General features: G+C 62.0%; 23 protein-coding genes. 15 read left to right on the plus strand and 8 right to left on the minus strand.

The window, feature by feature from the left end; all coding sequences use genetic code 11:
- Positions 1 to 4: 4 nt before the first annotated feature.
- The 7 genes from rsfS to trkA form a co-directional block, all read right to left on the minus strand.
- A complete protein-coding gene (gene rsfS, locus VLU25_00345) occupies positions 5 to 385 on the minus strand; it encodes a ribosome silencing factor (protein ID HSR66362.1) in 381 nt (126 codons plus the stop codon).
- Positions 360 to 1,019 carry a nicotinate (nicotinamide) nucleotide adenylyltransferase gene (gene nadD, locus VLU25_00350; GenBank protein ID HSR66363.1) on the minus strand — a complete coding sequence of 220 codons (660 nt, stop codon included), beginning with the start codon at positions 1,017 to 1,019 and terminating at the stop codon, positions 360 to 362. Before nadD ends, rsfS begins: the two co-directional genes overlap by 26 nt.
- Positions 1,016 to 2,092 (minus strand): GTPase ObgE, encoded by a 1,077-nt coding sequence (gene obgE, locus VLU25_00355; protein HSR66364.1) that lies wholly within the window; start codon positions 2,090 to 2,092, stop codon positions 1,016 to 1,018. The genes nadD and obgE overlap by 4 nt, the downstream gene beginning before the upstream one ends.
- Positions 2,093 to 2,388: 296 nt before the next feature.
- Positions 2,389 to 2,646: a 50S ribosomal protein L27 gene (gene rpmA, locus VLU25_00360; protein ID HSR66365.1), complete on the minus strand. Its 258-nt coding sequence runs from the start codon at positions 2,644 to 2,646 to the stop codon at positions 2,389 to 2,391.
- Positions 2,647 to 2,677: 31 nt separating this feature from the next.
- Complete coding sequence (rplU, locus tag VLU25_00365; GenBank protein ID HSR66366.1) at positions 2,678 to 2,989, minus strand: 50S ribosomal protein L21; 312 nt, start codon at positions 2,987 to 2,989, stop codon at positions 2,678 to 2,680.
- 452 nt (positions 2,990 to 3,441) lie between these two features.
- Positions 3,442 to 4,893 carry a potassium transporter TrkG gene (locus VLU25_00370; GenBank protein ID HSR66367.1) on the minus strand — a complete coding sequence of 484 codons (1,452 nt, stop codon included), beginning with the start codon at positions 4,891 to 4,893 and terminating at the stop codon, positions 3,442 to 3,444.
- Positions 4,894 to 4,896: 3 nt separating this feature from the next.
- On the minus strand, positions 4,897 to 6,258 hold the full coding sequence (gene trkA, locus VLU25_00375; protein ID HSR66368.1) for a Trk system potassium transporter TrkA: 1,362 nt from the start codon (positions 6,256 to 6,258) through the stop codon (positions 4,897 to 4,899).
- Positions 6,259 to 6,361: 103 nt separating this feature from the next.
- On the opposite strand from trkA, the gene metF reads away from it, so the two are divergent.
- Positions 6,362 to 7,252, plus strand: a complete 891-nt coding sequence (metF, locus tag VLU25_00380) for a methylenetetrahydrofolate reductase [NAD(P)H] (GenBank protein ID HSR66369.1) — start codon at positions 6,362 to 6,364, stop codon at positions 7,250 to 7,252.
- 42 nt (positions 7,253 to 7,294) lie between these two features.
- On the opposite strand, the gene VLU25_00385 is transcribed toward metF, so the two are convergent.
- Entirely contained in the window at positions 7,295 to 7,888 is a 594-nt protein-coding gene (locus VLU25_00385; GenBank protein ID HSR66370.1) for a hypothetical protein, read from the minus strand.
- A gap of 152 nt (positions 7,889 to 8,040) precedes the next feature.
- Here VLU25_00385 and VLU25_00390 point away from each other — a divergent pair, with 152 nt between their 5' ends.
- The 14 genes from VLU25_00390 (at position 8,041) to trpB (ending at position 24,331) form a co-directional block, all read left to right on the plus strand.
- Complete coding sequence (locus VLU25_00390; protein HSR66371.1) at positions 8,041 to 9,306, plus strand: citrate synthase; 1,266 nt, start codon at positions 8,041 to 8,043, stop codon at positions 9,304 to 9,306.
- 32 nt (positions 9,307 to 9,338) lie between these two features.
- Entirely contained in the window at positions 9,339 to 10,334 is a 996-nt protein-coding gene (locus tag VLU25_00395) for an inositol monophosphatase family protein (protein ID HSR66372.1), read from the plus strand.
- A 152-nt stretch (positions 10,335 to 10,486) separates the two neighbouring features.
- A complete protein-coding gene (gene tig, locus VLU25_00400) occupies positions 10,487 to 11,809 on the plus strand; it encodes a trigger factor (protein HSR66373.1) in 1,323 nt (440 codons plus the stop codon).
- 14 nt (positions 11,810 to 11,823) lie between these two features.
- Positions 11,824 to 12,411, plus strand: a complete 588-nt coding sequence (gene clpP, locus VLU25_00405; protein ID HSR66374.1) for an ATP-dependent Clp endopeptidase proteolytic subunit ClpP — start codon at positions 11,824 to 11,826, stop codon at positions 12,409 to 12,411.
- A gap of 208 nt (positions 12,412 to 12,619) precedes the next feature.
- Positions 12,620 to 13,870: an ATP-dependent Clp protease ATP-binding subunit ClpX gene (gene clpX / locus VLU25_00410; protein ID HSR66375.1), complete on the plus strand. Its 1,251-nt coding sequence runs from the start codon at positions 12,620 to 12,622 to the stop codon at positions 13,868 to 13,870.
- A gap of 187 nt (positions 13,871 to 14,057) precedes the next feature.
- Positions 14,058 to 16,487, plus strand: coding sequence for an endopeptidase La (gene lon, locus VLU25_00415; GenBank protein HSR66376.1), 2,430 nt, complete (start codon positions 14,058 to 14,060; stop codon positions 16,485 to 16,487).
- A 109-nt stretch (positions 16,488 to 16,596) separates the two neighbouring features.
- Positions 16,597 to 17,157, plus strand: a complete 561-nt coding sequence (gene yihA / locus VLU25_00420) for a ribosome biogenesis GTP-binding protein YihA/YsxC (GenBank protein HSR66377.1) — start codon at positions 16,597 to 16,599, stop codon at positions 17,155 to 17,157.
- A gap of 1 nt (position 17,158) precedes the next feature.
- Positions 17,159 to 18,460: a transcription termination factor Rho gene (gene rho / locus VLU25_00425; GenBank protein HSR66378.1), complete on the plus strand. Its 1,302-nt coding sequence runs from the start codon at positions 17,159 to 17,161 to the stop codon at positions 18,458 to 18,460.
- A gap of 263 nt (positions 18,461 to 18,723) precedes the next feature.
- On the plus strand, positions 18,724 to 20,079 hold the full coding sequence (locus tag VLU25_00430; GenBank protein HSR66379.1) for a chorismate-binding protein: 1,356 nt from the start codon (positions 18,724 to 18,726) through the stop codon (positions 20,077 to 20,079).
- Positions 20,076 to 20,747: an aminodeoxychorismate/anthranilate synthase component II gene (locus VLU25_00435; GenBank protein ID HSR66380.1), complete on the plus strand. Its 672-nt coding sequence runs from the start codon at positions 20,076 to 20,078 to the stop codon at positions 20,745 to 20,747. Before VLU25_00430 ends, VLU25_00435 begins: the two co-directional genes overlap by 4 nt.
- Positions 20,732 to 21,751: an anthranilate phosphoribosyltransferase gene (trpD, locus tag VLU25_00440; protein ID HSR66381.1), complete on the plus strand. Its 1,020-nt coding sequence runs from the start codon at positions 20,732 to 20,734 to the stop codon at positions 21,749 to 21,751. Before VLU25_00435 ends, trpD begins: the two co-directional genes overlap by 16 nt.
- A gap of 2 nt (positions 21,752 to 21,753) precedes the next feature.
- The gene (gene trpC, locus VLU25_00445) at positions 21,754 to 22,560 is read left to right on the plus strand and encodes an indole-3-glycerol phosphate synthase TrpC (protein ID HSR66382.1); all 807 of its coding nucleotides are present in this window, start codon (positions 21,754 to 21,756) and stop codon (positions 22,558 to 22,560) included.
- Positions 22,554 to 23,114: a phosphoribosylanthranilate isomerase gene (locus tag VLU25_00450; GenBank protein ID HSR66383.1), complete on the plus strand. Its 561-nt coding sequence runs from the start codon at positions 22,554 to 22,556 to the stop codon at positions 23,112 to 23,114. The genes trpC and VLU25_00450 overlap by 7 nt, the downstream gene beginning before the upstream one ends.
- Positions 23,114 to 24,331, plus strand: a complete 1,218-nt coding sequence (gene trpB / locus VLU25_00455) for a tryptophan synthase subunit beta (GenBank protein HSR66384.1) — start codon at positions 23,114 to 23,116, stop codon at positions 24,329 to 24,331. Before VLU25_00450 ends, trpB begins: the two co-directional genes overlap by 1 nt.

Below are 24,331 nucleotides of genomic sequence, written 5' to 3' on the forward strand. Positions count from 1 at the left end.
ACCCTCAGGCCGACACTTCCAGCCGGGTGCCGTCGCCCCACAGCTTGTCGATGCTGTAGAAGTCGCGCGTCTCCGGCTTGAAGATGTGGATGACGAATTCCAGGTAGTCGAGCAGGATCCACTTGGCGTCGCCTTTGCCCTCGATGTGGCTGGGACGCAGGCCGTATTCCTTCTTCAGCCTCTCCACCACGGCATCGGCGATGGCCTGGTTCTGGCGCAGATTGCGGCCTTCGCAAATGAGCAGATAAGAGGTGAAGGAAGCGATATCGGAGACGTCCAGGAGCAGGATCTCTTCTCCTTTTTTATCGCTGATGATGTCGCAGATGCGTTGCAGGACGGCCTTGGTGTCTTGCGGTTTCTCAGTGATCGTCTTGACTTGTTTCATACAACCCGAATTTGCGGGCATAGCGGAGCACGGGGTCGGGTACGGCTCCGTTCTCCGGGATCCCGCCGGATGAGAGAGTTTGGCGCAGACGGGTCGAACTCACGTCCGGCGCGTCCAAGCAGATGAGCAGTGAAGCTCCCGGGCGGATGTCGAGAGGCATCGAGGCGTCGGCAACTGTGATCCTCTCGCGCAACGGGGCAGGAAGTTTCAGCGTTGTCAAATCAACCGTCTCTCCAGGACGCTGAACAAAAGTGAAACTGAACTCTTCCAGAAGTTTAGCATAGTCCCTCCAGGAATGCAGGTCCCTGAGGGAGTCGCTTCCGGCGATGAAGGTCAGTCTCCAGGCCGGATGGCGGCTGCGGAAATGGCGCAGGGCGTCGATGGTGTAACTGGGCGCCGGACGCTTCAATTCCCACGAGCAGGGACGTAAGAGGTTGTCGTCCTGAGTGGCCAGGGCCGCCATGGCGAAGCGGTGATACGGACCCGCCAGGGAGCGCTGCCGCTTGTGGGGCGGACGCCGCGCGATCAGCAGCAGCACTTGATCCAGCGTCTGCATGCGCAGGACATGGCGGGCCAAGTAGAGATGTCCGGCATGAATGGGGTCGAAGGTTCCGCCCAATATGCCTACCTTCACTCGTTCCAGCCCTCCTCCTGGCTCCATTCTCCAGCCAATTCGGCCTCTTCGCCGCGCTCTCCGTCCTCTTCAATAGAGTGCTTGAGGGCCCTGACAATGGCGTGCTTGAGCTTCTCGAGTCCTTGGCCTTGCACGGAAGAGACGGCAAAGCAGGGAATGCCCTCCCGGCGGCAGAAGCTCTGGAAGGCCTGCTGCCGTTGGGAGTCGGCGGCGTCGGCCTTGGAGGCCACCGCCAGCATGGGTCTTTCCAGCATTTGCGCATCATAAAGCTCGAGTTCGCGGTTGATGGCCCGGAAGGCCTCGCCGGGGTCCTCGGGACCCAGGGCCGAGACGTCCACCAGGTGGACCAGAACGCGCGTCCGCTCGACGTGGCGCAAGAACTGGTGTCCCAGTCCGCTGCCCTCGCTGGCTCCCTCGATCAAACCGGGAATATCGGCCATCACGAAGCTGCCGTACTCGCCATAGGGCACCACTCCCAGATTGGGGGTCAGGGTGGTGAAGGGATAGTCGGCGATCTTGGGCTTGGCGGCCGAGAGGCGCGAGATGAGGGTCGATTTGCCGGCGTTGGGATAGCCCAACAGACCCACGTCGGCCAGCACCTTCAGCTCCAGCCGCAGGTGGCGTTCTTGGCCCTCCCATCCGTCCTCGCAGCGGCGGGGCGCCTGGTTGGTGGAGGTGGCGAAGCGGGCATTGCCGCGTCCGCCGTCGCCGCCTTTGGCCACTCTCACCTTCTGCCCGGGCCGGGTGAAATCGATGATGGGTTCGTCCAGAGGCGAATCGCCGTCGAAGACCAGCGTGCCCACCGGCACCTCCAGCACCAGGCTCTGGCCATCGGCGCCTTTGCGCTTGCTGCCTTCGCCGTGACGTCCGCGCTGGGCCTTGAAGTGGCGCTTATAGCGGAAGGGGAGCAGCGTGTTGAGGTTCTCGCTGCTTTCCAGGAAGACGTCGCCGCCGCGTCCGCCGTCGCCGCCCGAGGGGCCTCCCTTGGGGACGTACTTTTCGCGGCGGAAGGCCACGACGCCGTTGCCGCCGTCGCCGGCCTTGACGTGAATGGTGGCTTGATCGATGAACACGGTTCCAACGTCCCGTTCACCCCTCCTTCGCCAAAGGCTGTGGAGGGCGGGCAGAGACTAAATTGAACAACGAGTCCCGGTTCCCTGAAGGGCGAGCGGTCCGCTTTCCTTCGCCGAAGCTGCGCAGGGCGGGCTAGCGCCTCCCTTGAAATCGAGTCCGGGCTCGCTGAAGGCGAGCGATTCGCCAGCCCAGGGTGAAGCCTGCTGCAAGCGAAGCGCCGCGAGGGCGAAACCCTGGGTTACCGTCACTCTCCGACCCACGCTGAAGGTGTGGGATAACGTTGGTTCTTGCGTAGCTATTCGGCGGGGAGGACGTGGACGAACTTGCCCCGGCGTCCGCGGTTCTGGTAGGAGACCACGCCGTCGACGGTGGCGAAGAGGGTATCGTCTTTGCCGCGTCCGACGTTTTTGCCGGGCTTGATGGGCGTACCCCGCTGGCGCACCAAAATGCTGCCGCCGGTCACGCTTTGTCCCGCGAAACGCTTGACGCCCAGGCGTTGGGCATTGCTGTCGCGTCCATTCTTAGAGCTTCCTAGTCCTTTTTTGTGCGACATACCGGTTTTCCTCTTTTAATGCGACAGGCCCTCAGTTGACCTGGATTTTCTCGATATCGACTCGGGTGTAGTCCTGGCGGTGTCCGCGCCTGTTGCGGTACATCTTTCGGCGCTTGAACTTGAAGACGATGACTTTCTTGCCGCGTCCTTGCTCGGCGATGGTGCCGCTCACTTTGCCCTTCAGGGTGGGAGCGCCCACCTGCACGCCGTCATCGCCGCCCACCATCAAGACCTCTTCAAAGTCGACCGAATCGCCGACCTCGCCGTCGAGTTTCTCGACCTTGATGGAGTCGCCCTCGCTGACCCGATACTGTTTACCGCCGGTTCGAATAATCGCGTACACTTCTATTCGCCTCCACAGAGCTATCCAAATGATGCTCCGGAAACCACGAAGTATAGAGGAGCCCCCGGCACCGTGTCAATCCTACCTGGCCACCGGTAGTGGTGCATGGACGACTCGTTGAGATGGAAGACTGCGAGGGGGCGAAACCCGCGGTTTCGCATCCGGCATACCGACTGCAACCACATCCAGTGCGATGGGATATGGACCTATTCTGGAAAACAGCGAAAGCGGCTCACCGTCAAAGAGACGCCCCTTGAGATTTCGGGCCGGGGCGGCGTCTCGTCAGTCCCAGCCGCCGAAGAAATGGAGCAGCAGATTGTGCCCAGCCTGGTGGGAGGCGCATCCTTGCGGCGATCCTGGGCGGGCTTCAATCCGCCCCGACGCCTGCCGTCCTGCGGCTCTCCTCGAGGCTATTGAAGATCCGTCGATGGCTCTCAAGTGGGACTTGAGGGCTACTTGCGCCAGAAGGCTCGGGTGCAGATGACCAGCAGGGTGTAGAACTCCAGGCGGCCGGCCAGCATGCAGAAGGCCAGGACCCATTTGACGGGGGCGGCCAGGTGGCCGTAGTGCTCGTAGGGGCCTACCTTTCCCAAGCCGGGGCCGATGTTGAACATGGAGGCGGCCACGGCGGAGATGGCGGTGAGGACGTCTACCCCGAAAGCGGTCAGGAAGAGGCAGGCGGCGAAGTTGATGATGAAGGCCAGGTAGATGAGGTTGAGGAGCCCGTCGATGGCGCTTTCGTTGACCGCCTTGTCGTTGAAGCGGACGGCGAAGACGCCCCGGCGCTCCACGATGCGGCGGAACTCCCGTCCCACCACCCGCGCCAGAAGGGCGATGCGGGCCACTTTGAGTCCGCCGGCGGTGGATCCGGTGCAGCCTCCCAGGAACATCAGCGCCAGCAGCAGAAGCAGCGTGAAGGGGGGCCAAGTCTCGAAGTCGGTGGTGGAGAAGCCCGTGGTGGTCATGATGGAGACCACCTGAAAGGCGGCTTTCCTGAAGGCTTCTTCGCCTACCGCGATGCCGTTGAAATAAAGGGTGGCGGCCACGGCGCCGATGGCCCCGGCGGTGGCGGCGAAGTAGGTGCGGACTTCCAGGTCGCGCAGAAAGGGACGCGGCCTGCCCATGATGAGCAGGCGGTAGTGCATGGTGATGTTGATCCCCGCCGCGAACATGAAAAAGATGATGACGTACTCGATCAGCGGCGAGTTGAAGGCCTCGACGCTGATGTTGCGGGTCGAGAACCCTCCCGTGGCCATGGTGGTGAAGGTGTGGCAGACGGAGTCGAAGGGGTCCATGCCGGCCAGCCGCAGGGCCACGTATTGGGCGATGGAGAAGGCGGCGTAGATGCGCCACAGGCTCTTGGCCGTTTCAGCGATGCGCGGCTTGATCTTCTCGGAGGAGGCTCCTGAGAACTCGGCCCGGTAGAGCTCCATTCCCCCCACTCCCACCAGAGGCAGGATGGCCACCGCCAGCACGATGATCCCCATGCCCCCCACCCACTGGGTGAAGGAACGCCAGAACAGGAGGCTGCGGGGAAGCGGTTCGATGGCGGTCAGGATGGTGGCGCCGGTGGTGGTGAATCCCGAAACCGATTCGAAGAAGGCGTCGGTGAAACTCGAGAAGAAGGGCGAGAAGTAAAAGGGCAGCGCACCCACGATGCCGGCTCCGACCCAGGTGAGGATCACCAGCATGATGCCTTCGCGGTTATTGAACTGACGGTGCTCAGGCTTGTACGAATAGACCAGCCCCGCGCCCGCCAGGACCGATATGGCGGTGGAAAGCCCCAGCGGCAGCAAGCCCTCGTCGTTGTCGTAGATCGCCAGGCCCAGGGCCACCGCCATCGCTCCGCTGAGGGCCAGGACGAAGAGTCCGAGGATTCTGAGTTGGTTGGGCCAGTGGATCACGAGCTAGCGCCCCGCGATGAAAGCCGATTCGAGTTTGGGAACGAGGTTTTCCAGGCAGAAGAAGAGGACCCGGTCGCCGGGATTGATCATAGCGTCGCCGCGGGGGACGATGACCTTGCCTGAGGGAGAGGCGATGGCTCCCACGATGGCTCCGTGAGGCAGGTGGACGTCGCGCAGCTTGCGCCCTACGTACTTCGATTCCTTGCTGGCCATCAGTTCGATGGCCTCGGCCTCTTCTTCGCGGAAGGTGGTGACCGAAACCACTTTGCCTTTGCGCACGAACTGGAGGATGCGGTCGACGACCGCCAGCCGGGTTGAAAAGGCCGAGTTGATTCCCAAAAGCTGTCCCATGGGAAGAAAGTCAAGCCGGTTGATGAGGGCCACTGCTTTTCTGGCCTCCAGGCGCTTGGCCAGCAGCGAGGCGATGATGTTGTCTTCGTCGTGGCCCGTCAGGGCCAGGAAGGCGTCGATGCCCTCGATGTTTTCTTCCACCAGCGCCGCTTGGTTGGTGCCGTCGTTGTTGACCACCACGGTATCCCGAACCAGGGTGGCGATCTTCTCGCAGCGCTTGAGGTCCTTTTCGAAGAGCTTGACCTGCACGCCCTTGCGCTCTAACTGCAGGGCCAGCTCGATGCCCAGTTGCTTGCCGCCCACGATGAAGACCCGCTTGAGCCTTTCCTGGCTCTGCACGCCCATAAACTCGAAGCAAGCCTCCAACTCGTCGGTAGGGACCACGATGTAGACGTGGTCGTTGGGACGCAGCACGTCGTGTCCGCGCGGAATGATGGCTTTGTGGCCGCGGAAGAGGATGGCGATGAGGGAGTTCTCGGGCGGGCCGGCCTCATCCATTTCGGCCATGGTCTTGCCAACCACCCAACTGTCGGGGGCCACGTTCATCCCGAAGAGCTTGATGCGTCCGTCGGCGAACTCCAGGATGTCGCTGACTCCCGGAAGTCCGATGACGCGCATGATGCGCTCGGCGGTTTCGCGGTCGGGATGGATGACCAGGTCGATGTCGAGCAGTTCCTTGCCGCACATGGCCCGCCAGCGGTCGACCTCATGGGTGCGCAACCGCGCCACCTTGATCTTGACGTTGGAATGGGCCTGGGCGATGAGGCAGCCCAGGATGTTGGCTTCGTCGCTGTTGGTGACCGCGATCATCATGTCGGCCTTGTCCAGGCCGGCCTTCTCCAGGGTTTTGACGCTGGAGGCGGTCCCATATACGACCTTGGCGTCCAGAGTCTCCTCCAGACGCGCACAGCGGTCTTCGTTGTTCTCGACGATGACCACTTCGCTCTTCTCGCGGATGAGGCGGCGGGCCACCAATTGCCCCACTTCTCCTCCGCCCAGTATGAGTACTCGCATGCGAAAGGCCTGTTATACACCGATTCAGCGCTGACTTAAAGCCGCGGCCGGGCTCCCATCACCGCGGCTGATGAGGGCTTTCTGCTATTCTGCCTTCCTATCCATGCGATTCGCAGAACATTATCGCTCTGGGGGACCCGTTTTCTCCTTCGAGCTGTTCCCCCCCAAGAGCGACCAAGGCATGAAGGAACTCGAGCGCCGGCTTCCCAAGCTGGTTGCGCTCCAGCCCTCCTTTATCACCGTCACTTACGGAGCCATGGGGAGCACCCGCGAGCGCACGCTGGAAATCGTCCGGCTGGTCGCCGGCCACGGCATGGAAACGGCTCACCACTTGACCTGCGTGGGCGCCAGCCGGGGTGAACTGAGCCGCCAGATCGATGAGATCGCCAAGTGGGGCATCGAAAATATCGTGGCCCTGCGCGGCGATCCTCCCCAGGGCAGCGAGGCCTTCGTGGCCCCCGAGGACGGCTTCTCCAACGCCTACCAACTGGTCGACCTCATTCGCAGCAAGGGGCGCTTCGGGGTGGCCGTGGCGGGCTATCCCGAGAAACATGTCGAAGCCTCCGACTTCGATACTGACGTGAAGTGGCTCAAGCACAAGGTCGATCATGGCGCCGACGCCATCATCACTCAGCTCTTCTACCGCAACCGGGCTTTTTTCCGCTTCCTTGGGCGTTGCCGCGAAATGGGAATCGAGCAACCCATCGTTCCCGGGCTTCTGCCCATCCTCAGCACCCACCAGATCAGGCGCATCAGTTCCATTTGCGGCTGCACCATTCCGCAGGGCTTGCTGGCTGAATTGATGGAGGCTGGAGAGGACGAGTCAAAGGTCTGCGAGATCGGCATCCGCTACACCGTCGAGCAGGCGGTCGAACTGCTGCAGCAGGGAGTGCCGGGGATTCACTTCTACGTGCTCAACCGCTACTTCCACATCAACGAAATCATGCAGAGGTTGCGCGAGAGGATAGCCCAGGCCCGCCGACTGGCTACTTGAAGGGTGAGACCTTGCGGCGATCCTGGTAGTGCTTCCGATGGCTCAGCGGTCGTCGGGCACCTGGGCGGTTTCCCGCTGTCTCCAGTAGAAGCTGGATACCACCTGCTCGTACTTGGGCAGGGCGGCTTTTAAGTCTTCTTCCGAGCGTGAGGAGAGGACCAGCAGCACGAAGTAATCGGGTACTTCGGTCACGGCCGTGATCTCGTGACGCATTCCCGGACAGTCGTAGCTTTTGACGATGAACTCGTGCCCCAGATTGGCACGGCTCAGCTTGACATCCTTGATTTCGAATGCCGGGCAGACGGCTTTGAAGCTCTCCACGTTGCGCTTGACGAAGGCTTCCAGGCTTTCGTCTTGCTGCTGTTCGTTCCGCCCCAGCGCCTCCTGCCCGTGTTCGCCACGCTCGGGATCCACCAGGCGGATGAAGAGGATGGCGGGGGCCTCGCGCCAGTCCATGCCTTCTTTGTGGAGGACGAAGTGAGCCAGTTGAGCCGCCTCGTTGTTGATCATCCAGCCGCTGGGCTCGAGAAAGCCGAAAGAAAAGGTGCGTCCGTTGAAGGAGCGCATGGAGCCCTCTTGGGCCCACAGGACCCCCAAAGTCATGAAAAAAAGGATGATGCAGACGGTCCGTCGCATAAAACCGAGTCTACCACGCAATTGTGTTGGGCGGGAGCTTTCGCTATGCTAAGGCGGTGGGCCGGCAGGGGGCCGATCTGGTCTCTTCCGGCGGCTGCAGAGACGACCCTCTTTGAGACTGGAAACCAGCACGATAGATAGGAATCAGCGCTATGCCCAAAGATACGCTCACCATCAGGGACAACCGGACAGGACGCGAGTACGAGTTGGACATCACCGACGACACCATCCGCGCCATTGAGCTTCGTCAGATCAAAGTCCGCGAGGAGGAGTTCGGGATGCTCAGCTACGATCCCGGCTACACCAATACCGCATCCTGCCGCAGCTCCATCACCTACATCGACGGCGCCAAGGGGATTCTGCGCTACCGCGGCTACCCGATCGAGCAACTGGCGGAGCGCTTTTCCTTCATGCAGGTGGCCTACCTCATCTTCAACGGCGAATTGCCCGACCAGCAGCAGGAAGCAGCGTTCCTGCGCTCCATCGACCGCCATCGCATCGTCAACACCAGCCTGCGGCGCCTGATGGAGTCCTTCCACCACGATGCCGACCCCATGCACATGCTGGCGGCCGGGGTGGCCGGGGTAGGAGCCTTGCATCCGGAAGCGTCCGACGTCTCGGACGAGGAGAACCGCCGTACCCAGATCCGCAGGTTGGTCAGCCAGATTCCCTGTATTGCGGCCTACGCCTACCGGCACAAGACCGGCCAGGTCTTCGTCGATCCCGACCCTTCCTTGAGCTACTGCGAGAATTTCCTCCACATGATGTTCGGAGGGCCCGGAGGCAAGGACCTGAACCCGACCCTGGTCAAGGCTCTGGACGTGCTTTTCGTGCTGCATGCCGATCACGAGCAGAATTGCAGCACGGCCACCATGCGCAGCGTGGGAAGCTCCAATCCCGGTCCCTACTTGTCGGCGGCGGCGGCCATCGGCGCACTGGCGGGTCCTCTGCATGGCGGCGCCAATACGGCGGTGCTGCGCATGCTGGGCGAGATCGGCAGCAAGGACAACATTCCCGAATACATCGAACAGGTCAAAGCCGGCGAAGTCCGCTTGATGGGCTTCGGGCACCGCGTCTACAAGAATTACGACCCGCGCGCCCGCATCATCAAGAAGATGGCCGACGAGGTCTTCCAGGTCACGGGCACCAACCCTCTGCTCGAGATCGCCCTGGAGTTGGAGAAGATCGCCCTTCACGAAGATTACTTCGTGGACCGCAAGCTCTACCCCAACGTCGACTTCTATTCGGGGCTGATCTATCAGTCGATGGGATTTCCCAGCGGCTTCTTTACCGTGCTCTTCGCTATCGCCCGGACAGTCGGGTGGCTGGCCCAGTGGGAAGAGCTGATGGTGGACGGCGAAAAGCGCATCGCGCGTCCTCGCCAGGTCTACACTGGACACGGCAAGCGGGATGTCTAGTTCCGGACCGGTTGAAAAACGAAGGACTCCTCTTGATCGATTTCGACGTTCCTGAAATAGGCGTGGCCCTGGAAACGGTGGAGAGCGGCGTGGCGCTGGGGCTGGAAGTGCGGCGGGCCGTGGCTCACGACGCACTGCAGAAAGAAGACCGCTCCCCGGTGACGGTGGCTGACTTTTCCATTCAGGCCCTGGTGGCCCGCCGTCTGCAGCAGGCTTTTCCCCGAGTGCCGCTGGTTGCCGAAGAACGCTCCGACGAGTTGCGGCAGCCCGGCCACGCAGCGGTTTGCCGACAGGTGCTGGAGTGGGTTTCCCGCTTCGTCGACCCGGGCGGCAGGGAAGAGGTTTTCGGCTGGATCGATCACGGAGCCTCCGATCCCGCCCGCCGCTTCTGGACTCTCGATCCCATTGACGGAACCAAGGGCTTTTTACGCGGAGGGCATTGGGCCGTATGCCTGGCTTTGTTGGAAGACCACCAGGTGCGCCTGGGCGTTTTGGGGTGTCCTCACTGGTCGGCCGAGGTGGGATGGCAAGCGCAGGGTCCCGGCGGTCTGGTGCTGGCGGTCCGAGGAGAGGGCTGCTGGTGGCGTCCCCTGGGCGGCGATGAGCCCTTGCGTCCTCTGCAGGCTTCCGGCCGCGATCGGCCCGAGGACGCCCGCATACTGCGTTCTTACGAGTCGGGTCACACCAACGAAGAGCAGATGGAGCGCCTGGTGGAGGAAATCGGAGCCCGGGCCGACCCCGTCCTCATGGACAGCCAGGCCAAGTATGCGGCCCTGGCAGCCGGCCAGGGAGACGTGCTGGTGCGTCTCTTGCGTCCTGACAAGACCGGCTACAAAGAGAAGATCTGGGATCAGGCCGCCGGGTCGCTGGTCATCCAGGAAGCCGGCGGCCAGGTCACCGACCTGGACGGGCGGGCCCTGGATTTCTCGACCGGCCGCAAACTGCTCAATAACCGCGGAATCCTGGCTTCCAACGGCAGGCTTCACCAGGCTTGCCTGCAAGCGCTGCAGGCTCTGCAGGTGGCCTGAGCGACTTGTAGTTGAAACCCTGCCCCGGTATAATCCCGCCTTTGTGCTCAGCAAGGAAGGTATTGCCTCTCGGCTCCGTTAGGCCCGGCTAAGAGCCCGCCGCTGCCGCTCGGCAGTGCTCACCTCAAGAAAAACCCAGAGATTCCCATCCCATGAAAGTCCAAGTCGAGTTGGAAGACGTCAGCCAGGTCAAGAAAAAGCTGACGGTCGAGGTGCCCCCCGAAGAGACCGACAAAGAATACAAGCGGATTGTGGGACAGTACCGGGGCATGGCCTCTTTGCCCGGTTTCCGCCGGGGACGGGCCCCTTCGGGCCTGATCAAGCGCCGCTTCAAGGAAGACATTCAAGACGAATTGTACCGGAAGCTGGTTCCCAAGGCCTACGACGAGGCCATCAAGCAACACGAACTGCAGCCGATCTCCGAACCCCGTGTCGAGGATGTCGAATACGAGGAGGGGAGCGTCCTCAGGTTCACGGCCGTCCTGGAGGTGTTGCCCGAGTTCAAGACTCCTCGATACCGGGGGCTGGAGGTGGAAGCCCCTTCCATCCAGGTGACCCCTGGCGACATCGATGAGGAACTGCAGCGGGTGCGCGAGCAGTTCGCCAGCCTGGTGGCGGTGGAGGGGCGCGAGGTGGAACAAGGCGATTACGCCACCATCGTCCTCAAGGGGTGGTATCTGGAGGAAGACGAGTCCCAGGCCGAGGAGGAGAGGGAGGCCGACATCCACGATGAGAGCGTAGTGGTGCAGGTGGGCGACCAACGCACCCATCCGGCCTTCACCCGTGCCCTGGTGGGGATGAAGGAAGGCGATGAAGAGAGCTTTCAGGTGGAATACGAGCCCGACTATGCCGATAAGAATCTGGCCGGGCGCAAGGTGGCCTATGAGATCCTCCTCACCGAGATCAAGGAAAAGCAGCTTCCCAAGCTCGACGACGACTTCGTCAAAGACCTGGATGTGGAAGATGTGGAAACCCTCGCCCAGCTTCGCGACAGGATCGCCGAGCGGCTGGGCCAGCGCAAAGAACAGCAGAAGGACGAAGCCATCTACGCCTCACTGGCTCAGCAGATGATCGACGGAACTTCCTTCGAGGTGCCGGACGCGCTGGTGGAGGAGCGAATCGATCAGAGGATTCAACAGGTGGCGTATAATATGATGAATCAGGGCATGGATCCGCAGTCGGCCCAAATCGACTGGCGGGCGGTCCGCCGCGATCTTCGCCCTGAGGCTGAAAAGGATGTTCGGCTGGCCCTGATCCTCAACCAGGTCGCACGCGATGAAGGCATCGAGATCGGTGACTCCGACCTGGAGGAAGAAATCGCCAAGATGGCTGAAAGTTCCCAGCAGCCGCCCGAGAAGGTGCGTCAGAGATTGCGCAGCGAGGGGTCGCTGGAAGGTTTCAGAGAGCGTCTCTTGAGACGCCGGGCCATGGAACGGGTAGAGAAAAGCGCCCAAATATCCGAAGAGAAACCATAAAGGAGCAAGTTGCAGTGACTCTTGTACCGATGGTCGTCGAGCAGACCAACCGCGGAGAGCGGGCTTACGACATTTATTCGCGTCTGCTCAAAGACAACATCATTTTCATAGGCAGCCCCATCGACGACAACGTGGCCAACCTGGTGATCGCCCAGTTGCTGTTCCTGATGGCCGAGGATCCCGAGCGGGACATCTCCCTCTACATCAACTCTCCAGGCGGTTCCATCACGGCCGGGCTGGCCATCTACGACACCATGCAGTTCGTGCGCAACGACGTCTCGACGATCTGCATCGGCCAGGCCGCCTCCATGGGAGCGCTTTTGCTGGCGGCCGGCGAAGAGGGCAAGCGCTTCGCGTTGCCCAACAGCCGCATCCTCATCCATCAGCCCTCCATGTCCGGGTTGTCGGGACAAGCTACCGACATCGACATCCACGCCAAGGAGATTCTGCGCATGAGGGAAAGGACCAGCGAGATTCTCTCCTCGCATACCGGAAAGAAGCTTGAGAAAATTCACCGGGACGTGGACCGCGACTACATTATGGACGCGGAACAGGCCAGGGAGTATGGTATAATCGATCAGATTATTGAACAGCCGACGTAACGTCGGAGAAGCCGGTGAACCCCCGATCCGAGGGGGATTTCATCCCACCCAAGCGACATGCTCACTCGCATTTGCAGTGACACCGTACGCGGTGACGGATAGCCTTGAGAGAGATTGCCCGAAGGAGTTGCCGCCTTGCTTTGAAGCCTTTGAGATGGGGGGAGCCGGGCCATCGGCTGCGGCCTACCGTACCCCAGGGGGGTCTTGAGTGAAAAAAGACACGGATGATGTTCTTCGCTGCTCGTTCTGCAACAAGAGCCAGAACGATGTCAAGAAGCTGATCGCCGGGCCGACGGTTTTCATTTGCGACGAGTGTGTCGACGTCTGCAACGAAATCATCTCGGACGACATGACCGCGGAAGCGGCTTCCATCAAGGAGACCCTTCCCAAGCCCAGCGAAATCAAGGAGTTCCTGGAGCAGTACGTGATTGGCCAGGAGGTGGCCAAGAAGAAGTTGGCAGTGGCCGTCTACAATCACTACAAGCGCATCAAGATGGGGCGGAGGCGTCACCAGGACGTGGAATTGACCAAGAGCAACGTGCTGCTGATCGGTCCCACCGGCACGGGCAAGACCCTGCTGGCCCAGACCCTGGCGCGCATGCTTTCGGTGCCTTTCGCCATCGTGGACGCCACCACTCTGACCGAAGCGGGCTACGTGGGCGAGGATGTGGAAAACATCATCCTCAAGCTGTTGCAGGCGGCTGGAGGCGACCGCGACCGATGCATGCAGGGCATCATCTACATCGACGAGATCGACAAGATTTCGCGCAAGGATGAAAACCCCTCCATCACCCGCGACGTTTCCGGAGAGGGCGTGCAGCAGGCCCTGCTCAAGATTTTGGAAGGCACCGTGGCCAATGTCCCGCCTCAGGGGGGACGCAAGCATCCTCACCAGGAATTCGTGCAGATCGACACCACCGATATCCTCTTCGTCTGCGGGGGCGCCTTCGTGGGACTGGACAAGACCATCCAGAAGCGCCTGGGGACCTCTTCCATGGGGTTCCACTCGCCTTCTCTCAGCGGCGACGAATTGCGCTGGCGCAAGGCCAGCAATACGGCGCTCTTCGAGAAGGTGCTGCCGGAAGACCTGATCAAGTACGGGCTGATACCGGAGTTTGTGGGACGCTTGCCCATCATCTGCACTCTCCACGAACTGGACAGCGATGCCCTCATCCAGATCCTCACCCAGCCCAACAACGCCCTCATCAAGCAATATCAGAAGATGTTCGAGTTCGAGAACGTGTCGTTGCGCTTCACCGACGACGCCCTCAGGGCCATCGCCGACTTGGCTCTGCAGCGCAAGATCGGAGCCCGGGGGTTGCGCCTGATCACTGAAGACCTGATGCTGGACGTCATGTACGAACTGCCTTCCAACAAGAAGGTCAAGGAGTTTGTCGTGACCCGCGAAATGGTCGAGAACAAGGACGTGGTTTTCAAACTGCTGGAAAAGGCCGGATGAGACTCCGGGACAAGACGCTTTTTCCCAAAGCACGGGTCAGAGGAAACTGATAATCTAGACATCATTCAGAGCGAGCATCTCCGCATCCCCAGAGGCGGATCACCCGGAAAGGCTCAGGCAAGGTGCCGCGGCACCGGAACGGCAGCGATTCGTTGACGGCCCCGACCGCCTTCGACAGGAAACAACCATGAGTGAACAAGAACAAAAAACGACCCAGCGCTACCCGATGGTTCCCATTCGGGACGTGGTCGTTTTCCCCTACATGATGGTCCCCTTCGTGATCGGTCGGGCTTCCTCGGTGCTGGCTTTGGAGAGGGCGCTGCAAACCGACAAGAAGATCTTCCTGGCCACCCAGAAAGACGCCTCCCAGGACAATCCCTCCCCCGACGAGATCTTCGAGGTGGGCACCGTGGCCAACATCGTGCAGAGCCTCAAGCTGCCCGACGGCAATATCCGCGTGATGGTGGAAGGCGTGCGGCGGGCCTGCATCAGCGGAGTCCACGAGACTGAGGACTTCTTTCAGGCCGACGTCCACTTCCAAAAGGTGCCCCGCATCTCCCACGCCAAGACCAGCCTGCTGACCAAGAAGCTGAACGTGCTCTTCGAGCAGTTCGCCAAGCTCAATCCCAACGTCAATTACGAGACCATCGTGCAGGCCTCGCGCTCCACCGACGCCGACCGCCTCTCCGACACCATCGCCTCCAACCTCCCCATCGCCGTGGAAGACAAGCAGGCCCTGCTGGAGATCTTCGACCCGGCCGAGCGGATGGAGAAGATCTGCGAATTCATCGAGATCGAGATCGAGAAGATCAAGATGGACAAGTCGATCCAGGGCCGCGTACGCCGGCAGATGGAAAAGGCCCAGCGCGAGTACTACCTGAACGAGAAGATCAAGGCCATCCAGAAGGAGTTGGGACGGGGCGAGAAGGACGAGATCGAGGAGCTGAAAAAGAAGGTCGAAGAATCCAAGATGCCCGAAGAGGCGCGTGAAAAGGCCCTCAACGAGATCCGCCGCCTGGAGCAGATGCCTCCCATGAGCGCCGAGAGCACGGTCAGCCGCACCTACCTCGACTGGCTGCTGGCCATGCCCTGGGAAAAGCGCACCGACGAGATCAAGGACATCACCAAGGCCGAGCAGATCCTGGAAGAAGACCACTACGGCCTGGAAAAGGTCAAGGAGCGCATCCTGGAGTTCCTGGCCGTTCGCCAACTGGCCAAGAAGCGGGAAGCTCAGGGGTCGATTCTCTGCTTCCTGGGACCGCCGGGCGTAGGCAAGACCTCGCTGGGGCGCTCCATCGCCCGGGCCACGGGACGCAAGTTCGTGCGCCAGTCGCTGGGCGGCGTCCGCGACGAGGCCGAGATCAGGGGCCACCGCCGCACCTACATCGGCGCCCTGCCGGGCCAGATCATCCAGATGATGAAGAAGGCCGGCAGCAAGAATCCGGTCATGCTGCTGGACGAGATCGACAAGATGTCGACCGACTTCCGCGGAGACCCCTCGGCGGCCCTGATGGAAGTGCTCGATCCCGAGCAGAACAGCGAGTTCAACGACCACTATCTGGACGTCGAATTCGACCTTTCCGAGGTGCTCTTCATCTGTACGGCCAATGTGCTGCACACGATTCCGCGTCCCCTGCAGGACCGGATGGAGATCATTCAGCTTTCCGGCTACACCGAGGAAGAAAAGCTCAACATCGCCCAGAAGTATCTGGTCAAGAAGCAGATCGAGCAGAAGGGCCTGACCCCCGAACAGATCGAATTCGACGACGAGGGCGTGCAGGAGATCATCCGCTCCTACACGCGTGAGTCGGGCGTCCGCAGCCTGGAGCGCGAAATCGCCAACGTGTGCCGCAAGGTGGCGCGCAAGGTGGTGGTCTCGCGCAACAAGGACGAGGACGATTTCGAGCCCGTCAGCATCGACCACGATGCGGCCCGCGATCTGCTGGGCGTGCCCAAGTACCGCAACCAGATGGCCGGCAAGTCCAACGAGGTCGGTTTGGCCACCGGACTGGCCTGGACCGAGGTGGGCGGCGAAGTGCTCATGACTGAAGCCACCGCCATGCGCGGCAAGGGCAACCTCACCCTGACCGGAAAGCTGGGCGAAGTGATGCAGGAATCGGTCAAGGCGGCCTTCTCTTACATCCGCTCGCGCAGCGGCGAATACGGCATCGCCTCCGATTTTCACAAGGCCAACGACATGCACGTCCACGTGCCCGAAGGAGCCATCCCCAAGGACGGTCCCTCGGCCGGCATCGCCATGGCCACCACCATTGTTTCCGCCTTGACCGGCATACCGGTGCGCCGCGACGTGGCCATGACGGGTGAGATCACCCTGCGCGGCAACGTGCTGCCCATCGGAGGCGTCAAGGAGAAGGTGCTGGCGGCTCACCGCGCCGGAATCAAGACGGTGCTCCTGCCCAAGGAAAACGAAAAGAATCTCAAAGATATTCCCAAGTCGGTCAAGAAAGAACTTGAGATCCGGCTCGTCGAAAGTATGGACGAGGTGCTGGATATCGCTCTGGAGCGGCCCATTGGAAAGAAAAAGGAGAAGGACGGGGACCTGATCGAACAACGGCCCCCCCAGATCAAGGGGGAGGATCGTCCCGGCGTCCATTGAACTCACCCGGAGGGCGGCTTCGGCCGCCTTTCCGTGTCTTGAGACCCTCCCAGAGCCTGCCGCCCGTCCCTACAGATTACCCGGAAGAAAAAGCAAAACGCTGGTCAACGTGGAAGCGTCGTTTGTTACAAGTGCAACCCAGCCCCGCGAATACCCGACTCGCCCTTTGCCGCGAATCGCCTTCGTGGGGCGTTCGAACGTAGGCAAATCAAGCTTGATCAACAGCTTGGTCGGACGCAAGAAACTGGCTCGCACCAGTTCCTCGCCCGGCCGCACGCGCCTGATCAATTTTTTCCTCGTGGATTCCAAATGGCTCTTCGTGGATCTGCCCGGTTACGGATACGCCAAGGTCTCCCGCTCGGAGCGGGAGCGCTGGGGACCGATGATCGAGGAATATCTGCGCGGCGACCAAGATCTGAAGCTGTTGATCCTGCTGGTCGACGCCCGGCACAAACCCAGCAACCTCGATCAGATCATGCGCGAGTGGCTGGAGCAATACAGCATTCCGCACCTGATCGTGGCCACCAAGGCCGACAAATTGTCGGCCAGTCAATTGCAGAAATCGTTAAAACGCGCAAGGGAGACCTTCAACGCCGATCTCGTGCTTCCCTATTCGGCCCATACCGGCGCCGGGAAGAAGGAGTTGTGGCGAATCATTCAAGAGGTTTGATATGGCTGAATCTTCGACCAAGACCGCAAACATTTCCGAAGGCGATACGCTCAACATTCAAGAGCTGAAAGAGCTCAAGAACCAAGAGCTGAACAAGATCGCCAAAGAGCTGGAGATCGCCGGCGCCACCGGCATGCGCAAGCAGGAGTTGATCTTTCAGATCCTCAAGGCGCAGACCGAACGCAGCGGCCTGATCTTCTCCGAAGGCGTGCTGGAGACCCTGCCCGACGGCTTCGGCTTTCTGCGCGCCCCCGAGTACAACTACCTGCCCGGACCCGACGACATCTACGTCTCGCCCTCCCAGATCCGCAAGTTCGACCTGCATACGGGGGACACCGTTTCAGGGCAGGTGCGGCCTCCCAAGGAAGGCGAGCGCTACTTTGCGCTGATCAAGGTCGAAGCCATCAACTTCGAGCATCCCGACGTGGCTCGCGAGCGCACCTTTTTCGAGAATCTGACGCCCGTTTATCCCGACGAGCGCCTGCAACTGGAGACCGAACAGGACAACCTTTCCGGACGCGTCATGGACTTGCTCACCCCCATCGGCAAGGGACAGCGGGGGTTGATCGTCTCTCCGCCCCGGGCCGGAAAGACCATGATCTTGCAGAGCATCGCCAACTCCATCACGGCCAACCAGCCCGAGGTGGTGCTGATCGTGCTGCTCATCGACGAGCGTCCCGAAGAGGTGACCGACATGCAGCGTTCGGTCAAGGGCGAGGTCATTTCCTCCACCTTCGACGAACCCGCCACCCGCCACGTGCAGGTGGCCGAGATGGTCATCGAAAAGGCCAAGCGCCTGGTCGAGCACAAGAAGGACGTGGTCATCCTGCTCGACTCCATCACCCGCCTGGCCCGCGCCTACAACACCATCGTCCCGCCTTCCGGCAAGGTGCTCTCGGGCGGTGTCGATTCCAACGCCCTGCAGCGTCCCAAGCGCTTTTTCGGAGCCGCCCGCAACATCGAGGAAGGCGGCAGCCTGACCATCATGGCCACGGCTCTGATCGACACCGGATCGCGCATGGACGACGTCATCTTCGAAGAGTTCAAGGGCACCGGCAACATGGAACTGCACCTCGACCGCAAGCTGGTTGACAAGCGCGTCTTCCCCGCCATCGACATCAACCGTTCCGGAACCCGTAAGGAAGAGCTGCTGCTCAGCGCCGAAGAACTGAACCGGGTGTGGGTGCTGCGCAAAGTGCTCAACCCGCTTTCGGTCACCGAATCTATGGAGCTGCTGCTGGAGAAGCTCTCCAAAACCAAGAACAACAACGACTTCCTCAAGGCCATGACCAAGGGCATGTAGAGACCCGGCAAACGGCCCCGCCCGAAAAAAGGGGTTGATTTTAATCCAAGGAATCCCTATTCTGATTGTCTGGGAAGAAGGATGATGGCAGACGGTTTTTTCTGGCGAAGCGACTTCAAGATGTGACGCCGGAGAATTGTCTGCCGATCTGACTTTCTACTAGATCAATGAGTGGAAAAGCCGTGGGGACTAGTTCTCCACGGCTTTTTTTTGTGCCCGACATCAAACCGACGGGGCGGGCTTGCGAGGGAGAAGACGCTGTCATGATCCATCAGAAGCGATTGTTGGGCGACACCTTCACGCCGGTGTCGACGTTTCTCAAGCTGGCGGCTGAAGCCGATCGAGCCTTCCTGCTGGAATCGGTGGAGGGCGGTGAACGCATCGGACGCTATTCCTTCCTGGGGATGGCTCCCGAGCGCCATTTCAGCGGCAGCTTCGAGGAGTTCAGGGAGGAGTTCCGCCGCTTCGAGATCTCGCCCGATCAACTGCCGCCTTTCTGCGGAGGAGCGGTGGGAATCTTTTCCTACGACCTGGTGCGCGAGTTCGAGCCTTTGGGTGAGGGCCGGAAGGCCGGTCCCCACCTCCTGCCGGGCCACAGCGTGCGCATGGACTTCTACTCGACGGTGGTGGTCTTCGACCATCTTCGTCACGAAATCGTCGTGCTCTCCCACGAGGGCCCCGACAAGGTGGAGGAACTGGCGGAACGGCTGCTCAGGCCGCAAGCCGAGGATGGGGCTCATTACCGCAACGGGCCCGCCTTGCGGAGTTGCGGCGGCGAACCGCTCTCCTATTCGGCCAGTTGCGGGTACGGCGGGGAGCGCTTTCAACAAGACGTCCGCACCGCCAAACGGCACATCGTGGAGGGAGACATTTTCCAGGTCGTGCTCTCCCAGCGTTTCGAGGTCGACTACCCGGGCGATCCCTTCAACGTCTACCGGGCCCTGCGCTACCTCAACCCCTCGCCCTATCATTTCTTCCTCAAGCAGGGGGACCTGGCCGTGGCGGGAGCCTCTCCCGAAATGCTGGTGCGGGTCCAGGGCCGGCGCCTGGAATGCCGTCCCATTGCGGGGACGCGCCGCAGAGGCAAGGACGAGGCCGAGGACGAGCGCTTGGCCGAGGAACTCAAGGCCGACGCCAAAGAGAGGGCTGAGCACCTGATGCTGGTCGACCTGGGACGCAACGACCTGGGACGCGTTTGCCGTTTCGGCAGCGTCGAGGTGGACGGCTTCATGTTCCTGGAGCGCTACTCGCACGTCATGCACCTGGTCAGCTCGGTGAGCGGACGCATGCGTCCGGGCCTGGACGCACTGGACGCGCTGCGGGCCTGCTTCCCGGCCGGGACCGTTTCAGGAGCGCCCAAGGTGAGAGCCATGCAGATCATCGAGGAACTGGAGCCCTGGAGACGCGGCGTCTACGCCGGAGCCGTGGGCTATTTGGACTACACCGGCAATCTGGACACCTGCATCGCCATCCGCAGCATCGTCTTCAAGGACGGCAAAGCCTACGTGCAGGCGGGAGCCGGCATCGTGGCCGACTCCAAGCCCGCACACGAAGACATGGAATGCCACAATAAGGCCCGAGTCCTCTTCAGGGCCCTGGAAATGGGAGCCGCATCATGAACAGCAAAGGATTGAGGGACAACGCCCCGGGCCAAGGCAAAGGAGCCCCAGGACTGGGCGACTGGGAGCGGACGGCCGGCGGCGCGTCCCGCCAGGGCAGTCTGCTGGTCATCGACAACTACGACAGCTTTACCTTCAACCTGGTTCAGTACCTGGGCCAACTGGGCGCCCGTCCTCAGGTCTACCGCAACGACGCGCTCAGCCTGGAGGAGGTGGAAGCCATGCGTCCCGACCGCATCGTCATCTCGCCCGGGCCCGGACGTCCTCAGCAGGCCGGCATCTCGCTGCAGGTGGTGGAACGCTTTTCGGGCCGCATCCCCATCCTGGGCGTATGCCTGGGGCATCAGGTCATCGGCCAGGCTTTCGGGGGACGCATCGTCCACGCGCCTGAGCTGAAGCACGGCAAGACCTCCATGGTGCACCACCAGGGAGGAGGCCTCTTTCGGGGACTCGACAATCCCTTCGAAGCCACCCGCTATCACTCCCTGGTGGTGGAACGCGACTCGCTCCCTTCTTGCCTGCAGGTGACGGCCTGGACCGAGGACGGTACCATCATGGGATTGCGCCATCGCGATCACGACACCGAGGGCGTGCAGTTTCACCCGGAATCGATCATGACGCGGGCCGGTATGGCCCTGCTTGAGAGGTTTTTATGTTGCGGGAGTTGACCCGGCAGGCCGAGGGCGGAGAGCATCTCTCGGCCCGCCAGGCGGAAGAAGCGCTGGACGCCATACTTTCCCGCCACCTGCCGGACTCCGAGATCGCCGAGCTGCTGGTGGCGCTGGCCGAGAAAGGCGAGCATCCTCAGGAGATCACCGGATTTGCCCGCGCCATGCGCCGCCACGCCTTGCGCCTACCCGTGCGGCGCGACGACCTGGTCGATACCGCCGGCACGGGCGGGGGAGCCGACACCTTCAACGTCTCCACCACGGCGGCCTTCGTCATCGCCGGAGCCGGGGTGGCGGTGGCCAAGCACGGCAACCGGGCCGTCACCTCGCGCAGCGGATCCGCCGACCTGCTGGAAGAACTGGGCGTCGACATCGGCCACCAACCCGAGTTGGCCGCCGCCTGCCTGCAGGAGATCGGAGTGGCCTTTCTCTTCGCACCGGCTTTTCATCCCGCTATGGCCAGGGTGGCCCAGATCCGCCGCAACCTGTCCAGACGCACCATCTTCAATCTGCTGGGTCCTCTCACCAATCCCATGGGGGCCTCCTATCAACTGGTAGGCGTGTTCGCGCCCGAGTTGACGGAGTCCTTGGCCTGGTCGCTGGCTTCGCTGGGATGCCGCAGGGCCTGGGTGGTCCACTCCCGGGACGGCCTGGACGAGATCTCTCCGGCCGCCTTGACCCGCGTCAGCCAGGTCGAGGACCGGCGCGTCCAGACCTTCGATTTCGATCCCCGCGATTACGGAATCGAAGAGGACGAGAGGCCTCTGCCCAAGGGAGGCGATCCCGCCCGCAATGCCGAAATCACCACCGGACTGCTGGAAGGGCGCCTGGGGGGCCGGGCCCGCCAGATCGTCCTCCTCAACGCCGCCGCTGCCATCTATCTGGTGGAAGGCGGCAGCTTCGAGCAGGCTCTCGACAAGGCCGCCGAATCGCTCGACTCCGGTGCGGCCCTCGAAAAACTGCGCCGGCTGGTGCAAGCCACTCAAACAGGAGATTTGTCGTAGCCGTGCACATCCTCGATCAAATCGTCGCCCGTAAGCGAGCCGAAGTGGACGAAATGCTGCGGCAAAAAGCCTTCGCCAAGCTGCTGGAGGAACTCCCCGGCGACCTCATCCAAAGCGCTCCCCCTTCCTTCTCCCGGGCCCTGCAGGAGGATGGCATCAACATCATCGCCGAGATCAAGTACCGCAGCCCTTCTCACGGTCCCTTCGCCATTCAGTGGCCGCCCGAGGAAGTGGCCGAGGCCTACCGCAAAGGTGGCGCCGCGGCGCTCTCGGTGCTCACCGACGAGTCCTTCTTCGACGGCCGTCCCGAATACCTGCAGCGCCTTTCCGCCCAACAGGAGCACTTGCCGCTGCTGCGCAAGGACTTCATTGTGGAGCGCTACCAGATCGTGCAGGCCCGCATCTGGGGCGCATCGGCCTATTTGCTCATCGCGGCCTGCCTGACCCCGTCCGAGTTGGCCGATCTGGTCTCCTGCTCCGAGGAATACGGCATCGACGCCCTGGTCGAAGTGCATGATCTGCGCGAGCTTGAAATGGCTCTGGAGGCCGGGGCCAAGGTCATCGGAGTCAACAACCGCGATCTCAAGACCTTCCAGGTCGACCTCGACACCTCTTTCCGGGTGGCGCGGGAAATGGAAGGCGAGAAGGGACGGCTTCTGGTGTCGGAATCGGGCATCGATGAGCATCTTCAGATCGCCGAATTGCGCGATGCCGGCTTCAGCGCCTTTCTGGTCGGTTCCAGCCTGATGAATTCCGAAGATCCGGCCGCCACGCTGCGGAGCCTGCGGGGGGAGGACTCTGAATGCTGATCAAGATCTGCGGCATCACGACCCTGGAGGACGCCCTGGCGGCCTTGCACGGAGGAGCCACCGCGGTCGGCTTCAACTACGTCCGGCAAAGCCCGCGCTACATCGATCCTGAAGGGTCCCGGACCATCCTCAAGGCCCTGCCTGAGAGTGCCCTCAAGGTGGCCGTGGTGATAGCCTCGCGGGGTCCGCGGCCCTTCATTCCTCCCGAGATCGACGTGGTGCAGGTCCACGGGGCGACAGGTGAGGCCGACCTGCAAGGGTGGGGACGCCCGGTGTGGGCGGCGGTAACGCCTTCGGATATCGGCCGTTTTCCGCAGGGCGACCTGCTGGTCGATCCCTCCATGGGAAAGGGCGTCAAGGCCGATTGGGACGCCCTGCGCCGCCAACTCGCCGGACGCCCCTTCATCCTGGCCGGCGGACTCGATGCCGACAACGTGGCCGAGGCCGTACGGCGGGCGCGTCCCCAGGGGGTGGACGTATGCTCCGGAGTGGAGTCCGCGCCCGGCCGCAAAGACCCCCTCAAACTGAAACGCTTCCTTTCGGAGATATCCTGATGAGTTCCTATGCCAAGCTGCCCGACGCCGGAGGCCATTTCGGCCCTTATGGCGGCAAGTTCGTTCCCGAGACCCTCATGTCGCCGCTGGAGGAGCTTGACCGCGCCTACCGTCAAGCCCGCCGCGACGAGTCGTTCGAGGAGGAGCTGCAAGACGTGCTGCGCCGTTTCGTGGGCCGTCCCACGCCCCTCTATCAGGCCCGCCGCCTCTCCCAGCAAGTGGGAGCCCGCGTCTACTTCAAACGCGAGGACCTCTGCCATACCGGCGCCCACAAGATCAACAACGCGGTGGGGCAGGCCTTGCTGGCTCAGCGCATGGGCAAGTCGCGCATCATCGCCGAAACGGGAGCCGGACAGCACGGCGTAGCCACCGCCGCCGCCTGCGCCTGGCTGGGACTCGAGTGCGAGGTCTACATGGGCACCGAGGACATGCGCCGACAGGCTCTCAACGTCTACCGCATGGAACTCTTCGGGGCCACCGTGACCCCCGTCGACGCCGGTTCGCGCACCCTCAAGGACGCCATCAACGAAGCCATGCGCGACTGGGTCAGCAATGTCGAAGACACCCATTACCTGCTGGGATCGGTGTTGGGCGCTCATCCTTACCCGGTGATGGTGCGCGACTTCCAGTCGGTCATCGGACGCGAGGCCCGCCGCCAGGTCCTGGAAACCGAAGGGCGCCTTCCCGACGCCCTCTCGGCCTGCGTGGGCGGAGGCAGCAACTCCATCGGGCTCTTTCATGCCTTCCTCGACGATCAAGAGGTGGTCATGGTGGGGGTGGAAGCCGGAGGCCGCGGAGGCGACCTGGGAGATCACGCGGCCCGCTTTCAGGGCGGATCCCTGGGCGTGCTCCACGGCACCCGCAGCTATCTGCTCCACGACGAACTGGGACAGGTGGCCTTGACCCATTCCGTCTCGGCGGGACTGGACTACCCTTCGGTGGGGCCCGAGCACGCCTACCTGCATGACCAAAAGCGTATCCTCTACACTTCGGCCGACGACGAAGAGGCGCTGGAGGCCTTTCACGCCGTGTGCCGCCTGGAAGGCATCCTGCCGGCGCTGGAATCGTCCCATGCGGTGGCCGATCTGATGCGCCAAGAGTCGGTGGCCTTGTCGGCGGCCCGCCGGCGGTCAGGACGCCCTGAGCCCATCGTCATCGTCAACATGTCAGGACGCGGCGACAAAGACGTTGAAACCGTCCGCAGCTTCTCAGAGTGA

Source organism: Acidobacteriota bacterium (assembly GCA_035471785.1).
Taxonomy (GTDB): Bacteria; Acidobacteriota; UBA6911; order RPQK01; family DATIPO01; genus JANQFM01.